General features: G+C 66.9%; 12 protein-coding genes and 1 riboswitch. Of the genes, 7 read left to right on the top strand and 5 right to left on the bottom strand.

The genetic code is table 11. The features are described 5' to 3' along the window. Positions 1–8: 8 nt before the first annotated feature. The 5 genes from P73_RS02565 to P73_RS02545 form a co-directional block, all read right to left on the bottom strand. Positions 9–1,511 carry a sugar ABC transporter ATP-binding protein gene (locus P73_RS02565; protein WP_043871338.1) on the bottom strand — a complete coding sequence of 501 codons (1,503 nt, stop codon included), beginning with the start codon at positions 1,509–1,511 and terminating at the stop codon, positions 9–11. 9 nt (positions 1,512–1,520) lie between these two features. Beyond that, complete coding sequence (locus tag P73_RS02560; RefSeq protein ID WP_043868318.1) at positions 1,521–2,600, bottom strand: SMP-30/gluconolactonase/LRE family protein; 1,080 nt, start codon at positions 2,598–2,600, stop codon at positions 1,521–1,523. After that, a complete protein-coding gene (locus tag P73_RS02555) occupies positions 2,593–4,722 on the bottom strand; it encodes an ABC transporter permease (RefSeq protein ID WP_043868317.1) in 2,130 nt (709 codons plus the stop codon). Before P73_RS02555 ends, P73_RS02560 begins: the two co-directional genes overlap by 8 nt. Before the next feature lie 70 nt (positions 4,723–4,792). Continuing rightward, entirely contained in the window at positions 4,793–5,818 is a 1,026-nt protein-coding gene (locus P73_RS02550) for a sugar ABC transporter substrate-binding protein (protein ID WP_043868316.1), read from the bottom strand. Between the two features lie 52 nt (positions 5,819–5,870). Further along, complete coding sequence (locus P73_RS02545) at positions 5,871–6,857, bottom strand: ABC transporter permease (protein ID WP_043868315.1); 987 nt, start codon at positions 6,855–6,857, stop codon at positions 5,871–5,873. A 236-nt stretch (positions 6,858–7,093) separates the two neighbouring features. Between P73_RS02545 and P73_RS25450 the strand changes: the two genes are divergently transcribed. The 7 genes from P73_RS25450 (at position 7,094) to P73_RS02515 (ending at position 15,212) form a co-directional block, all read left to right on the top strand. Then, the gene (locus tag P73_RS25450) at positions 7,094–7,306 is read left to right on the top strand and encodes a hypothetical protein (protein ID WP_139267212.1); all 213 of its coding nucleotides are present in this window, start codon (positions 7,094–7,096) and stop codon (positions 7,304–7,306) included. After that, positions 7,303–8,280 carry a LysR family transcriptional regulator gene (locus tag P73_RS02540; RefSeq protein WP_052453004.1) on the top strand — a complete coding sequence of 326 codons (978 nt, stop codon included), beginning with the start codon at positions 7,303–7,305 and terminating at the stop codon, positions 8,278–8,280. Before P73_RS25450 ends, P73_RS02540 begins: the two co-directional genes overlap by 4 nt. A gap of 161 nt (positions 8,281–8,441) precedes the next feature. Next, a riboswitch (cobalamin riboswitch) is annotated at positions 8,442–8,651 on the top strand. 93 nt (positions 8,652–8,744) lie between these two features. Next, positions 8,745–9,113: a DUF1636 family protein gene (locus P73_RS02535; protein WP_052453003.1), complete on the top strand. Its 369-nt coding sequence runs from the start codon at positions 8,745–8,747 to the stop codon at positions 9,111–9,113. A 17-nt stretch (positions 9,114–9,130) separates the two neighbouring features. Then, positions 9,131–10,165, top strand: coding sequence for a cobalamin biosynthesis protein CobW (gene cobW / locus P73_RS02530; RefSeq protein ID WP_043868314.1), 1,035 nt, complete (start codon positions 9,131–9,133; stop codon positions 10,163–10,165). 6 nt (positions 10,166–10,171) lie between these two features. Further along, positions 10,172–13,426, top strand: a complete 3,255-nt coding sequence (gene cobN / locus P73_RS02525; protein WP_043868313.1) for a cobaltochelatase subunit CobN — start codon at positions 10,172–10,174, stop codon at positions 13,424–13,426. Beyond that, positions 13,423–14,583 carry a precorrin-3B synthase gene (cobG, locus tag P73_RS02520; protein WP_043868312.1) on the top strand — a complete coding sequence of 387 codons (1,161 nt, stop codon included), beginning with the start codon at positions 13,423–13,425 and terminating at the stop codon, positions 14,581–14,583. The genes cobN and cobG overlap by 4 nt, the downstream gene beginning before the upstream one ends. Then, positions 14,583–15,212, top strand: coding sequence for a precorrin-8X methylmutase (locus tag P73_RS02515; RefSeq protein WP_043868311.1), 630 nt, complete (start codon positions 14,583–14,585; stop codon positions 15,210–15,212). Before cobG ends, P73_RS02515 begins: the two co-directional genes overlap by 1 nt.

Raw genomic sequence — 15,212 nt, 5'->3', positions numbered from 1 at the left:
GTCCGCCATCAATGCACCGCCGCATACATGATGCGCTCCTCCGTTGCTTCTTCGGGTGTGAATTCCTCGACGATCCGTCCACCGCGTGAGACGAGGATGCGGTCCGACAGGTTCATGATCTCGGGCAGGTAAGAAGAGATCACCACGATCGCGATCCCCTGCTCGGCCAGGTCCTTGATCAGCTGATGGATCTCGGAGATCGCACCGACGTCCACCCCGCGCGTGGGCTCGTCGAAGAAGATCACCTTCGGCTTCTGCACGAGCGCCCGCGCGATCACGACCTTCTGCTGGTTGCCGCCCGACAGTTCGATGACGCGCGCATCCGGGTCGATGGCGCGGATGTTGAGCTTCTTGCTCCATGCCTCTGCCATCGACCGCATCTCCGCCATGTTCACGAAGAGGCCGGCGCTGACATTCGCCGCCTGCGCGGCGCGGTGAATGTTCTCTGCGATCGACATGCTTTCGTAGAAACCCTCGATCTTGCGATCCTCGGTGACATAGACGATCCCGTCCTTCACCGCCGGCCGCGGCGTGCGGTAGCGCACCCGCCGGTCCTCGAGCCAGACCTCGCCGCCGTGGAAGAAATCCCGCTTGTAGATGCCGCAGACGACCTTTGCGGCTTCGCTGCGTCCCGAGCCGATGAGGCCGAACACGCCGGTGATCTGTCCGGCATAGACCGAGAACGAATTGTTCTTCACGATCTTGGACATCGAAAGGTTCTGCACCGAAAGCACCTTGCGGCCCGGCTTGCGGATCCTGTCCTCGCCATGGTTGTGATAGAGTTCGTCGGAGAGCGTGCGGCCCACCATCGCCTGAACGACCGTGTCGCGGTCGAACCTGTTCGCGTCGTCGCTGGCGATCAGTTCGCCGTCGCGCAGGATGGAGATCCGGTCCGCGATGGTCAGCGCCTCCTCGAGCGCGTGGGTGATGAAGATCACCGCGACCCCGCGCGCCTTCAGATCGTTCACCAGCGCGAAGAAATGCCGTTTCTCCTCCGGCGTCAGCGTCGCAGTGGGCTCGTCGAAAATGATGACGCGGGCCTTTTGCCGGACGGCGCGGGCGATCTCGACCATCTGTTTCTTGGCCGCGCCCAGCGTCGCCACATCGGCCCAGGGATCGACCTGGAAATTCAGCGACTGCATGAACTGCTGCGCAGCGATGTAGATGCCGCGCAGGCGGTTGAAGAGCTTTTCCTCACCCAGAAACAGGTTCTGAGCGACGGTCATGCTGGGCACGAGGCTGGTTTCCTGGAACACCATGGCGACGCCATTGGCCAGGGCCTCGCCGGGCGTCGCGAAGGAGACGGGCGTTCCGTCGAGCAGCATCTCGCCCGCGCTCAGTTGGGTGACGCCGGCCATGATCTTCGTCAGGGTGGATTTTCCCGCGCCGTTCTCTCCCAGCAGCGCGTGGATCTCGCCGGGCAGAAGCCGGAAATCCACGCTCCGTATCGCGGGAACACCGCGATATTCCTTGGTGACGGACCGCATTTCGATAAGGGGCGATGTCTCCATGATCTTCACCTATATCTTCGCGCGGACGACGAGATTGCCGCCCTTGGAGCAGATGATCAGGCCGTCCTGCGATGGCAGACAGCCGGTGACGCCGTGACGCAGCCCGTTCGCCCGCGAATGCAGGCTTTCCGTGGCGTGCCCCGCCGGGTCGAGCCGCAGCACGATGCCGAGCGAGCGCGAGGGCGCCCAGGGCTTGAGTTCGCCGAGCTGTTTCAGGCTCCCGCCCTGTAGCGGTTCGAGATAGGAGCTTGGCGGATGCAGCGACGGCGCGATCCAGTAGTTCGGCGCGATTGTGTCCATCATCCGCTGCCGGTATTCCTCCTCACGCAGGACGAATTCGATCAACTGCGTGCGCGGCGCGAAAAGCGTCAGCCAGAAGCCCGGCCCATCCGCTTCGGGCACCAGACGCGCCGGGTAGCCGGGCAGCTCGTCGAGCACTGCCGTGCGGCGCCCGTCCGGCGCGAGCCGCAGCACCCGATGCCGCCAGCTTTCCGAGATGAGGACGCCATCCTCTCCGGTCCGCGCGATCCCGTAGGGGAAGGCCAGGTCGCGCGCGAGGCAGGTCGCGGCCCCGGAGGCGAGATCGACACGCCAGACCGATCCGCTCGCGCGCTTCGTCATCAGGTCGCGTTTCCACTCCCGCATCGGGTTGTCCCGGCTCGCAAGACAGACAAGGAGCGTGTCGGGATCCTCGAACATCGCCGCGGAGGGCGCGAGGACCGGCTCCCCATCCAGTTCGATGAGCACCCGCCCGTCATGCCTGCCACCGCGAATGACCAGCCGCCCCTCGTCGAGACCGAGGGCCAACGCCCCTGCGCCGTCGCTGGCAAGGCAGGTGATCTCGCTCGTTTCGGTCCGGAGGAGCTGTGTCGTGCCGTCCTGGGTGAGGCTCAGCAGATCTGCCCCGCTCGAAAGCCGCAGCCCCTCGGGGGTCGCCACGATGTCATCCGGTGCGGTGACCGTCGCCAGCACGTCGGCGTCATCGATGCGCGTGTTCGGACGCAGCGCGCCGTCCATCGGCGGGATGCTGGTCGCGGCGCTGCCGCTGCCGCGAAACCGGTCCATGGCGCGGGAAAAGACGTTACTCATCGTTCTTCGCTCCCCAGTAATGTCCGATGCCCGTCCAGTGCGGATCCGCGTCCGGCAGGTCGTAGACGCCGATCCTGTCGTTGAAGAGCCCGCCGAGATAGAGCTTGCCCTTGTGCTCGCGCATCGAGGTGATCGAAGGATGCTTGACCCCGTCGCGGTCCCAGAGCACGTCGAGGATCTCGCCCTCGAGGCTGAACTTGAAGACGCAGCCGGCATTCATGTTGGGATACATCCACTCGTCCGCTGCGACGCGATAGACCATGCGCCGACGGAACTGCGGCATCCGCTGCGCCAGGTCGAAGGTCGGGGAACGCATGCCGATCACGGCGCACCAGAATGTGCCGTCCGAGGCGCGATTGATATTGTCGGGATAGCCCGGCAGGTCGGGGATCACGACCTCGCGCTGACCCTTGCGCGGGCCGTCATACCAGTAGCGGTTGATCCGGCAGCCCCAGGTCTCGGCAAAGAGGAAGGACTGGTCATCCCCGACCATGGTGATGCCGTTGGGGAACTGGAGGTTCGGCAGGACCGTGCGGGACGAGCCGTCGCGCGGATCGTAACAGATGATCCGGCCGTTGCCGCGCGCCTCGAGCGCATCGAGGATCCAGTCGTGGATCTCGTATCGGATGGTGGCTTCGGAAAAGAAAATCCGACCGTCCGACGCGATATCGAGATCGTCGGCGAGGCGCATGCGCGAATCGTCGATGATCGAGAACAGCGAGCGGTTGGTCTCGTCCGACAGTTTCACCGGTTTGCGGTCCTTCGTGACCTTGTAGAGCCCCATGCCGCCGACACAGACGACCAACTCGCGGTCGCGATTGAACGCCATGCCAAGCGGATGGCCGCCGATGTGCACATAGACCTCGTGCCGCTTATAGTCGGGGGCGAAGAACCGGATCACGTCGCCGTGGCGGCTGCCGCAGTAGAGGTTGTCGTCCTCGTCCAGGATGATGTCCTCGGGTCCGTCGAGTTCACCCAGCCCGATGGGCTCGGCCACCGCCAGCTTGTCGTTGACCTCGTAGATCGAGGACGATCCCTCGACCGTTTCGGGACAGGGCGGAAGGGCGAAATAGGTCGGGGAGACATAGGCACGGTTGAGGATCTTCAGCCGGTTCTTCACCCATTTGACGTCGATCGCCACGGCCGCGAGCAGGATCAGACCCAGGACAAGGTCGTTCGCCCCCGTGCGCAGGCCGAGCCGCACCAGCGCGTTCGTCACCAGCACCACGATCACTGTGCCGATGATGGCCTTGGCGACCGAGCCGCGCCCGCCGCCGAGGCTGTTGCCGCCCAGCACCGCTGCGGTCAGGATCACGATCTCGAGCCCGACACCGACCGAGCCGCCGATGCTGCCCAGCCGCGAGGCATAGAACAATGCCCCCGCCGCAGTCAGCACGCCCGACATGACATAGGTCTGCGCCACGATCCGCTTGACCGGCAGGCCGACGTTATAGGCCGACCGGCGCGACCCCCCGACCGCGCTGAGATGCCAGCCGAAACGCATCCGGGTCATCAGGACATGGATCGCGATCGCGACGATGCCGGCGACGAAGAGGGAGACCGGAAGGCCGAGGATCGTTGCAAGGCCCAGATAATCCCATGCCGGCACCTCTGAGGCGGGATAGGACGCCTCGACCCCGTAATTCAGCGACAACAGTTCCACGATGGCGCGCACGAGGATCAGCGTCACGAGCGTGGTCAGGAAGGCGCGCAGCCGCATGTAGCCGATCAGCACCCCGTTCAGCGCACCGACCAGCCCACCGAGGAGCAGGACGGCGGGAATGACCACGACCAGTGGCATCCCCAGCGCATTCACCAGGTAGAGCGCGCCGAAATTGCACAGGGCAAAGTTCGAACCGACGCTGAGGTCGATGCCGCCGGCCTTCAGCACCAGCGTCATGCCGATGCAGATGAACATGTATTCACCGAGGACGCGGGCAATCGTCGACAGGCTGCCGACCGTGAAAAAGCCGGGGATGAGGATGGAAAATACCGCGACGGCAATCGCCAGGAAGAGGACGGGGATCGCATTGTCGATCCAGTTCTTTGCCAGAACCTCGCCCAGCACATGATCCGGGATATAGCGGTAGCGCCAGCGCAGATACGTTTCGTTCACGCTCATTCTAAAACTCCGAAGGTGCGAGAGGCGGTCGCCGCGAATCCGGCGACCGCGCCTTGGGGCGCAGCGAGGCTCAGTCGCCCGCCCGGATCCCGTCGAGGGTCCAGCACGAACCGGGGCCGATGTTGTCCGGCGTCAGGATCTTGTTTTCGGTATAGAGGCCGAAGGGCTGCGATCCCGGCTCCGGCCGGGTCTGCAACAGGATCTGGATCGTTTCGGCAAGCTGGTGCGCCTGATCGCGGGTATCGACCTTCACGTAGGACGCGAAGGATCCGTTCTCGAGATTGGTGCAACCGAATTCCTGGTTCCCGCCGCCCGTGGACACGAGCTTGATCTGGTCGGTGAGCCCGGCCTCGCGGATGGCTGCGGCGATGCCGACATCCATGTTGTCCCACAACCCGATGAAGGCACAGAGATCGCCATGCTGTTTGATGATCGTGGAAGCGATGGACCGCGCCTTCGAGGCATCCCAGTCCGCCGCCTGGTTGGATACGATCTGGATCTCCGGGTATTCGGCCAGGGCGTCCTCGACCCCGGCGACACCGAGCTGGTTCGGCGGAGCGGTCACCGGCCCCTGCACCACGGCAATCTTGCCCGAGGTCCCTTCGCCGCAGAAGCGTGCAGCCTCCTGCGCCGTCTTGACCCCGACGTCGTACCAGTCGCCGCCCACGAATGCGTCGGAATTGACCGGCGTCTTCAGGTTCATCTGGATCACGTTGATGCCCGCGCTCATCGCCCTGCGGATGAGCTTGGTATAGGCCTGCATGTCGTTGTTGTGGACGATCAGCAGGTCGGGCTTTTCGTTGATGAGCTGCTCGATCGCCTGTGCGCCGGCGTCGACGTTCCAGTTGGGGTCGCGGATCGTCAGCTCGTATCCGAGCCGGTCCGCGTCGCGTTGCACCGCGGCCATCCAGCCCTGGGTAAGATCGAATCCCATGGTGATCGGGACAAAGGCGACCTTCTTGCCCGCGAGGGCCTCCTGATACGTGAAGACCAGACCGTCATCGGGACGTTCCGCCGATGCCGGCGCGGCGGTTCCGAGGGCAGCACCCGCGAGCGCTGCGATGCCGAGGGCCTTTCTCAACCTTGTCAGTGTCATGTTTCTCCTCCCCTGAGACATGTTCATATGCGTTTGTTCTCAATATTCTTGTTCATATATCGCCCTGCTGGGACGTCTGTTCGTCCCGCGGGTTGACCACCGAGTCGACGATGATCGCCAAGAGCAGGATGAGGCTCTTGATGATGTTCTGCGCCGAATAGCTGATGTTCATGATCGTCATGCCGTTGAGCAGCAATCCGATGAGCAGCGTGCCGGCGATGACGTTGCGGATGCTGCCCTTGCCCCCGGCAAGCCCGATGCCGCCGATCACCACCACGAGGATGATGTCGTAGATCATCGTCGAATTGGCGAGCTTGGTGTTCACGGAGGACACCGTCATCGCCATGATCAGCCCGGCGCAGAAGGCGACGAAGGCGGAGATGCCGTACATCAGGACGCGGATCGGCCGGATCGGAATGCCGCTGTTGCGCGAGGCGAGGGGGTTGTCGCCGATGGCGTAGATGAAGGCTCCGTAGCGCGTCAGGCGCAGGCCCACGAAGGCGACACAGGCGATGACGAGGAACAGCACGACGGGCATCGGGATCGCCGCAAGCGTGCCGGTGCCGAGTGCGGACAGCCAGCCCAGGTCGCCGCCGATGAAGATGTTGTCGCTGGGCACGAGCGCGAACCGCCCCAACCCGGCGATGACGGTGGCCATCGCGAGCGTGGCGAAGATGTCCGGGATCTCGACATAGGCGACGAGGATCCCGTTCACGATGCCGATCCCGAGTGCGAGCAGCATGCCCAGCAGAAGTGCCAGCTCGATCGGCATCCCGCGGGACACGAGCACGAAGGCCCAGCCGGTCGAGAACACCATCACCGCGACCATCGTCAGGTCGATGCCGCGGCCGATCACCACCACAGCCATCCCGACCGCCAGGACTCCGAGGATCGACACGTTCTGCAACAGCGACAGAAGGTTCGAGATCTGAAAGAAATTGTCGAGAAACAGTGAGAAGGCGACAAACAGCACGCCGGAAATGGCGAGCACCATCTGCTCCTGTGTCAATGAGACTCTCGTCTTGTGCGATGCGTTCATGGCGGCCTCCTCCCATGGCCCCGCGCCTGCTCTCCCCTGCATCTTCCGTGCGGAGTTCGAGAGCCTGCGCCCCAGAAACAATGGCTGTATCGCGGCGGCGGGACGGGTCGTCTCCTCCGGTGCCGCCGATGTGCCACCCCCTCATGGACGATGGCGCGATGTCCTCCCGTTTGCGCAGGAACGCTCGGGCGTCCTGCATGCCTTGTTTCCGTTATTTTTCGAAATCGGAGGCGGGTTTGTCCAATATCAACCTGCAAAAAATTCATAACTTAAAACTTATGAATGGAGATTGCCGCCCGGCTCCGGCCTCGCGAGGAAAGGCTTTGGAAATCGCGCTTTTCGGCTATGCTGTATCGCGCAACCCTGCGGCGGGAGGGCGGTCTGCGGGCACGATCCCGCCCGCCCCCGCCGCCGGCAGCCGCCCGAAACCGAAGTCCGAGCCGATATGACGAAATCCCCGCCCCAGGCGCCGCTCACCGCCCTGACCAGCGAATTCCTGCATTCGCGCAATCTGACGCTGCACAAGCTCAACGTGTTCTGCATGATCGCAAGGTATTCGAGCGTGACCCGAACCGCCGAGCGGCTCAACATCGCGCAGCCCGCCGTCACCTCGCATCTGCGCAGCCTCGAGGACAGCCTCGGAACGCAGTTGGTCCGCAAGACGGGGCGCAATATCGAACTGACGCAGGCGGGTGAACGGGTCTATTCCTGGGCGACGGAGGTCATGCAACGCAGCTCCGAAATGCTTCTCGATCTCGCCGACATCAAGAAGGGCGTGCTGGGCCAGACCAAGATCGCGGCGGCCATGGTTGTCGGAACTTATAAACTTCCCGATATCATTATCCGGTTTCACAAGGAATATCCGGCTGCCAAGGTCTGCATGTCGATGTCCAGCCCCCACCTCGCGACGCAGGCGGTGCTGTCCGGAGATTGCGATTTCGGCGTGACGCTGATCGACCCGACGCAGGACACGTCGCGGCTCGAGACCGAGCTGCTCTGGAAGGAGCCGCTATTCCTCGTCGCGGCTCTCGACAGTACGCTGGTGGGCGACGTCGCCACCCTGTCCGAACTCGCCTCCCTGCCGTTCGTGACGCCGATGAAGGGACAGATCGCGCGCGAGCTGATCGACGAGGCGCTGCGCACGGCAGGGGTGGTGAGGACCAACAGCGTGCTGGAATTCGGACATCCGGAGCCGATCCTGGCTGCCATTCGCGCCGATATCGGGCCGGGTTTCGTCTTCCAGAGCGCGCTGCCCGCCGATCTCGAAAGGGAAGGCCTCCGCATCGTGCGCACGCCTGGGATCGAGCTCACCATGCCCCTGTTCCTGATCTACGACAGGAAGACCGTCTTTTCCGCGCCGCAGACGGATCTGATCGACAGGATCCGTCGCACATTCGCCGCCCTGCAAGATGCTCCGGCATAGCCGGACGGATCCGGCGCTTAGCCTTGTTCTCCCGGAGCGTCCTGCGCCACCGCAGCAGTCCCTCTCACTCAGCCTCCTCTCCCGATGGCGAAGAGCGGTGCTGGCCGGCGCAGATGGACGCATCCCTGCCATCCCGTCCTTGACAACCACACCGGCTTTGCCTCAGGTGAGGGCCAGCTGGTTCCTGTCTGTGACAGGCGAAGAGGGAATGCGACAGACCGCAAAGGTCAAAGCGCAGCCGCCCCCGCGACCGTGACCGGAGAGGTCCGCCCGAAGCCACTGGCCAATGTGCCGGGAAGGCGGGTGGACCGCAGGAGCGCAATGCTCCGGGATCCGCAAGCCGGGAGACCTGCCAGCACAGATTTGTTTCGGGCGAACGGGGTGTGTCGCGGCCGGCTAGAGATGGCTTGTCCACCGCCTCTCCTGCCTTCCGCTCCCGCATCGTCCCTTTGGAGGACTGCGAGATGGGCGGGGTGACCCTGATGATCTGCCAAACCTGCCGGCGCGTCGCGGGCGGTCCGCCCGAGACGGAGGAGCCGCGTCCCGGAGCGCGCCTGCTGGGGCGGCTCGAGGCGGCGTGCCTGCCCGACACTGTCACGATCCGCCCCGTCGCCTGCCTGTCGGCCTGCACGCGCGGCTGCACCATCGCGCTTTCCGGCGGGCCGAAGCGCTGGAGCTACATCTATGGCGACCTCGATCCCGACCGCCATGTCGAGGCGATCCTCGAGGGCGCGGCGCGCTATGCCGCGAGCGAGGACGGGCGCGTTCCCTGGCGCGAGCGCCCGGAGATCTTCCGCAAGCAATCCATCGCCCGGCTTCCGCCGCAGGACTGACCCCAAAGGAGTTGCAGATGTCCGATCTGAATAAAATCCCCGTCACAGTCATCACCGGCTTTCTCGGCTCTGGCAAGACCACGCTGGTGCGTCATCTCATGGCCAATCCCGAAGGCCGGCGCCTCGCGGTGCTGGTCAACGAATTCGGCACCGCCGGGGTGGACGGCGATATCCTGAAATCCTGCGCCGACGAGAATTGCCCGGCCGAGAGCATCGTCGAGCTGGCCAATGGCTGCATCTGCTGCACGGTCGCGGACGAATTCATCCCCACGATCGAGGCCCTGCTGGCCCTGCCGCAGCGCCCCGATCACATTCTCATCGAGACCTCGGGGCTCGCGCTGCCCAAACCGCTGCTGAAGGCGTTCGACTGGCCGCCGATCCGCTCGCGCGTGACCGTGGACGGTGTAATCGCGCTCGCCGATGCCGAGGCGGTGGCGGCGGGGCTCTTCGCACCGGACCCGGCCGCGGTTCAGGCCCAGCGCGAGGCGGACGAGAGTGTGGATCACGAAACACCGCTGTCGGAAGTCTTCGAGGACCAGATCTCCTGCGCCGATATCGTGCTGCTGACCAAGGCAGACCTGGCGGGCGAGGACGGCGTGACGAAGGCCCGTGCGGTGGTCGAGGCGGAGGCCCCCCGCCCGGTCCCGATCCTGACGGTGACCGAGGGTGCGGTGGATCCGCGCGTGGTTCTGGGGCTCGGCGCGGCCGCCGAGGACGACATCGACGCCCGGCCCAGCCACCACGATGGCGCGGAGGATCACGAGCATGACGACTTCGACACGGTGGTGGTGGGCATGGGCGAAATCGCGGATCCGCAGGTCTTGCAGGACGCGATCGGCCGGCTCGCGCGCGAGCAGAACGTTCTGAGGGTGAAAGGGTATGTCGCGGTCGCGGGCAAACCGATGCGGATGCTCGTTCAGGCTGTGGGGGCGCGGGTGCGGGCGCAATACGACCGGCCCTGGGGCGGAGAGCCGCGGCGTTCGGAACTGGTCGTGATCGCCGAGCACGACAATGTGGACGAGGCGGCGATCCGCGCGGTGCTGGGAGCCTGAGCGACGATGCACATCGTTTTCCGCGAAAGCCACGGTCTCGAGGAGACGGACCTGCCGCAGGATCTGGGGCAGAGCCCCGCCGATCTGATTGCGCTGTCCTTCTCCGACAGCGATCTGGGGGCTTTCGCGGCTGGCTGGCACCGGGCACGCGACACGGGCGCTCCGCTGCCGTCGCTGCGCCTCGCCAACCTGGCGGCCTTGCGTCACCCGCTTTCGGTCGATGTCCATGCCGAGCAGACCCTCGAGGGGGCAAAGGGAATCCTCGTGCGGCTGATCGGCGGCGAGAGCTACTGGCCCTACGGGCTCGCGACGCTCCAGGATCTCGCGCGGAGGCGCGGGATGGCGCTTGCGGTGCTGCCGGCGGACGGCCGACCGGATCCGCGGCTCGACGCGCTCTCTACCCTCCCCGTCTCGACCCTGCGCCGCTTGCAGCACCTGTGCGATGCGGGCGGGGCGGTCGCAGCGCAGGCGGCGCTGGCACAGCTCGCGCTCGCCGCGGGGCTCTATGCGCAGCCCGTCGCGGGGCTGAAATCGGTGCCGGAAGCCGGGTTCTACCGCCCCGGCGCCGGGGTCGTACCCCCGCCCGAGCCCCCCGACCGGCCGCTCGCGCTCGTCACCTTCTACCGCTCCTACCTGAGCGCAGCCGATACCGCGCCCGTCGAGGCGCTGATTGCCGCGCTCGAGGCGCGGGGGTTCGACGCCTTCGGCCTCTTCGCCCCGTCGCTCAAGATCGCGTCGATCGCGGATTGGCTGCGCCGGGAGATCGCGCGCCTTGCCCCGGCGGCAATCGTCAACGCCACCGCCTTTTCCGCGAAGGGACCGGATGGCGCGCCCTCGCCGCTCGACGCCGCGGGTTGTCCGGTCTTTCAGGTCGCTCTCTCGACAGCGGAGCGCCGGCTCTGGGCGGAGAGCGAGCGGGGGCTCTCGCCCGCCGATCTCGCGATGCATGTCGTGCTGCCCGAGGTGGACGGCCGGATCTTTGCCGGCGTCGCCAGTTTCAAGGCCCGCGCCCCGCGCGACCCGGACCTGGAATTTTCCCGCCTGATCCATCAGCCGGATGAAGGGCGGGTCGAAGCGATCGCGGATCGGGTCGCGGGCTGGCACAGACTTTCCACCCTGCCCGCGGCCGGATGCAGGCCAGCGATCGTGCTGTCGACCTATCCGGGACGCGCGTACCAGATCGCCCATGCGGTCGGGCTCGACGCCTTCGCATCCACCGGAAAGATCCTCGCCGAACTTGCCGGTCAAGGATATGACGCGACGCCTGTGCCCGATCTGGCCGTGCGTCTGGGGCAGGAGGTCGAGAGCTGGCCGCTCGAGGCGTATCGCGCCGCGCTGGCTGCCCTGCCCATGGCGCTGCGCGACGATCTGGCCCGCGCCTGGGGCGCGCCCGAGGACGATCCCGCCTTCTGCAACGGCGCCTTCCGGTTTCGCGCCCTGCGCGCGGGACAGGCGCTGATCGCGCTGCAACCCGAACGCGGCGAGGTCAACAAGCGCGAGGATGACTACCACGATCTCGCCCGCACGCCCTGCCACGGCTATGTCGCCTTCTACCTCTGGCTGCGGAGCAGGATCGATGTGCTGATCCACGTCGGCGCGCATGGCACGCTCGAATGGCTGCCCGGAAAATCGGTTGCCCTGTCGGAGGCCTGCTGGCCCGAGGCGCTGACCGGATCCCTGCCGGTCGTCTACCCCTTCATCGTCAACGATCCGGGCGAGGCGGCACAGGCGAAGCGGCGGACCGGCGCGGTCACGATCGGACACCTGCCCCCGCCACTGGCACAGACGAAACTGCCGGAAGGGCTCGGCCAGCTCGAACACCTTCTGGACGAATATTCGACCGCGGACGGGCTCGATCCCGCCCGGCGCGACCGGCTGATCGCGGATATCCGCGCCGAGGCGCAGGGGCGCGGAGTCGAGGCGGATCTGGGGATCCCGGAAGAGGCCAGCGCGGCCGAGGCGATCACCCGCATCGACCGGTTCGTCTGCGACATCAAGGAGGCGCAATTCCCCGAGGGGCTGCATGTCTTCGGCGAGGGCGCCTGCGGCGCGGCCGAGCGTGCGGGACTGATGGCGGCCCTGTGCGGACGGTTCGTGACCGCGGGACCGTCGGGCTCGCCCTACCGGGGGCGCGCGGACGTCCTGCCCAGTGGACGCAATCTCTATACCACGGATCCACGTGCCGTGCCCTCGCGCGCCGCCCATGCGCAGGGGGTGAAACTCGCCGAGGAAGTGTTGCGCCGCCACCTCCAGGACCAGGGCGACTGGCCGAAAGGGCTGGTGGTCGATCTCTGGGGATCGGCGACGATGCGCACGGCCGGCGAGGAGTTCGCCATGGCGCTGCACCTCGCGGGCATCAGGCCGCGCTGGGACGAGGACAGCGAGCGCGTGAGCGGGTTCGAGGTGATCCCGCCACCGCTGCTGGGCCGGCCCCGGATCGACGTGACGCTGCGGGTCTCGGGGCTGTTCCGGGACGTCTTTGCCGGGCTCGCGCAGATGTTCGAGGCCGCCTGCGCGGCCCTGGCCGAGCGCGACGAACCCGCCGCGGAGAACCCCTATCTCGACCGCATCGCCCGCGTCTTCGGTCCGAAGCCGGGGCAATACGGACTCGACATGGGATCCGCCATTGAGGAGTTCACCGCCGAGGCGCGGCTGATGGCGGGGGAGGCCTGGCTTGCCGCCTCGAGCCACGCGATCGACGCGCACGGTGCGGTCACGCCGGCCCGCAAGGCGCTCGAGGAGCGGCTTTCCGCGGCGGACAGCTTCGTGCATTTGCAGGATCTGCCCGAGACAGACCTCCTGATGGCGGCGGATTATGCCGCCCATGAGGCCGGTTTCGCCGCCGCGATGGCACGGATGGGACCGACGCAACCCGCGCTCTATCACGTCGACGCCACCCGCCCCGAGGCGCCGCGTGCGCGCACCCTGGCCGAGGAGGTGGCGCGGGTGTTGCGGGCGCGGGCGGCCAATTCCGACTGGATCGGCTCGATGATGCGGCACGGATTTCGCGGCGGAGCAGAGATCGCGGCGACGCTCGATCACCTCGCGGCCTTCGCGCATCTCGCCGGGGTAGTCGAACCGCATCTGTTCGATCTCTATTTCGAGGCGACGCTGGGGCGCGCGGATCTGGTGGCGTTCCTCGAGGCCGAGAATCCGCAGGCGCTCGCCGCGCTGCGCGAGCGGTTTCGTCAATTGGCCGCGGCAGGACTGTGGCAAACCCGGCGCAATTCGAGCCGGACCTTTCTGGAGGAAGAGACATGAGCGACCCGGTCATTCGGGGCTGGTGCCCCGGCGCGCTGCGCCCGATGCGCTCGGGCGACGGGCTCGTCGTCCGCCTGCGCCTGCCGCTCGGCCGCATGGGCCCGGAACAGGCCCTCGGGATTGCCGGCCTGTCGCGCCGCCACGGCAACGGCCGGATCGACCTGTCGGCGCGTGCGAACCTGCAACTGCGCGGCGTGTCCGAGGACAGCCACCCGCCCCTGATCGCCGCCCTGAGCGAAATGGGACTGATCGACGCCAGTCCCGAGGCCGAGGCGCGGCGCAACATCCTCATCACCCCGTTCTGGCGTGCGGGCGACGATAGCGAGGCCGTCGCGCGCGACCTGGCGCAGGCGTTGCGCGCTGACGACGCCCCCGCGCTTTCGGGCAAGTTCGGCTTCGCCGTGGATTGCGGCGCGCAGCCCGTTCTCGGTACAGTCGCCGCCGATATCCGGATCGAACGCGCGGGCGAGGGGCTGATCTGCCGCGCCGACGGGATGGAGACCGGGCGCCCGGTCACTCGGAAGACGGCCGCCCGCGCCGCGCTCGATCTCGCGGAATGGTTCGTGACGAGCGGCGGCGTGCAGGACAATCGCGGCCGCATGGCGCGGCATCTCGCGCAGGGGGCACGGCCTCCCGCCCCCTGGACGCATGTCCCTCGCGGCGCGGGACGGCAGCCGCCTGCGCCCGGTCCTTGCGAGGGGGGCGTTCTCGTCGCGCTGGAATTCGGGCGGATGGAAGCGGACCTGCTGACATCGCTGGCGGAGTTCGGTGCGCTGCGGCTCACGCCGTGGCGGATGCTGCTGATCGAGGGCGCGACGACGGTGCCTGAGCTGCCGGGCCTCATCGCCTCGCCCTCCGATCCGCGCTTGCGCATCGACGCCTGCACCGGCGCGCCGGACTGTCCGCAGGCGCTGGCCGCGACCCGGCCGCTCGCCCGCGCCCTCGCCCCCTCCCTGCCGCCCGAGGCGCATCTGCACGTCTCCGGCTGCACCAAGGGCTGCGCCCGTCCCGCACCGAGCGACATGACCCTTGTCGCGACCGGCGACGACCGCTTCGACCTCGTGCTCGACGGGCGCGCGGAGGATCCGCCGGCGCGGCGTGCCCTGAGCCAAAACGAATTGTTGGCCGGATCGGCCCTGCTGAAGAAAGACCTCTGATGCCCCACACCTATGAAACCGACGGTGCCAGGATCTATGCCGAGAGCTTCGCGACAATCCGCGCCGAGGCCGACCTGTCCCCCTTCACCCCCGACGAGGAGCCCGTCGTCGTGCGCATGATCCACGCGGCGGGGCTGGTGGGGCTGGAACGCGATGTGCGTCTTACCCCGGATTTCGCGCAGGCCGCTCGGGCTGCGCTCGAAGCCGGCGCACCGATCCTGTGCGATGCGCGCATGGTGTCGGAGGGGATCACCCGCCCGCGCCTGCCCGCGGCGAACGAGGTGATCTGCACGCTTCAGGACGCGCGGGTGCCGGATCTGGCGAAACGCATGGGCAATACCCGCTCGGCCGCCGCACTGGAACTGTGGCGCGACCGGCTGGAGGGCGCGGTGGTCGCGATCGGCAATGCGCCGACCGCGCTTTTCCACCTGCTTGACATGCTCGAGGATCCCGCCTGCCCGCGCCCGGCCGCGATCGTCGGCTGCCCCGTGGGCTTCGTCGGCGCGGCGGAGGCGAAAGCCGCCCTGATCGCCGATCCGCCCGCTCCCGCGCTGGTGGTCGCGGGACGGCTCGGCGGTTCGGCCATCACCGTTGCCGCAATCAATGCACTGGCCAGCCGGAAGGAATGA

The organism is Celeribacter indicus, assembly GCF_000819565.1.
Lineage (GTDB): Bacteria > Pseudomonadota > Alphaproteobacteria > Rhodobacterales > Rhodobacteraceae > Celeribacter > Celeribacter indicus.
Note: the sequence above shows the minus strand (reverse complement) of the source record. Positions and strands in the feature narration are given on the sequence as shown.

Bases quoted from the DNA above. Each gene is read 5' to 3' on its own strand.
- P73_RS02550 (WP_043868316.1), bottom strand. From the start codon at position 5,818: ATGACACTGACAAGGTTGAGAAAGGCCCTCGGCATCGCAGCGCTCGCG.
- P73_RS02560 (WP_043868318.1), bottom strand. From the start codon at position 2,600: ATGAGTAACGTCTTTTCCCGCGCCATGGACCGGTTTCGCGGCAGCGGC.
- cobG (WP_043868312.1), top strand. From the start codon at position 13,423: ATGAGCGACCCGGTCATTCGGGGCTGGTGCCCCGGCGCGCTGCGCCCG.
- P73_RS02565 (WP_043871338.1), bottom strand. From the start codon at position 1,511: ATGGAGACATCGCCCCTTATCGAAATGCGGTCCGTCACCAAGGAATAT.
- P73_RS02515 (WP_043868311.1), top strand. From the start codon at position 14,583: ATGCCCCACACCTATGAAACCGACGGTGCCAGGATCTATGCCGAGAGC.
- cobN (WP_043868313.1), top strand. From the start codon at position 10,172: ATGCACATCGTTTTCCGCGAAAGCCACGGTCTCGAGGAGACGGACCTG.
- P73_RS02540 (WP_052453004.1), top strand. From the start codon at position 7,303: ATGACGAAATCCCCGCCCCAGGCGCCGCTCACCGCCCTGACCAGCGAA.
- P73_RS02545 (WP_043868315.1), bottom strand. From the start codon at position 6,857: ATGAACGCATCGCACAAGACGAGAGTCTCATTGACACAGGAGCAGATG.
- P73_RS02535 (WP_052453003.1), top strand. From the start codon at position 8,745: ATGGGCGGGGTGACCCTGATGATCTGCCAAACCTGCCGGCGCGTCGCG.
- cobW (WP_043868314.1), top strand. From the start codon at position 9,131: ATGTCCGATCTGAATAAAATCCCCGTCACAGTCATCACCGGCTTTCTC.
- P73_RS02555 (WP_043868317.1), bottom strand. From the start codon at position 4,722: ATGAGCGTGAACGAAACGTATCTGCGCTGGCGCTACCGCTATATCCCG.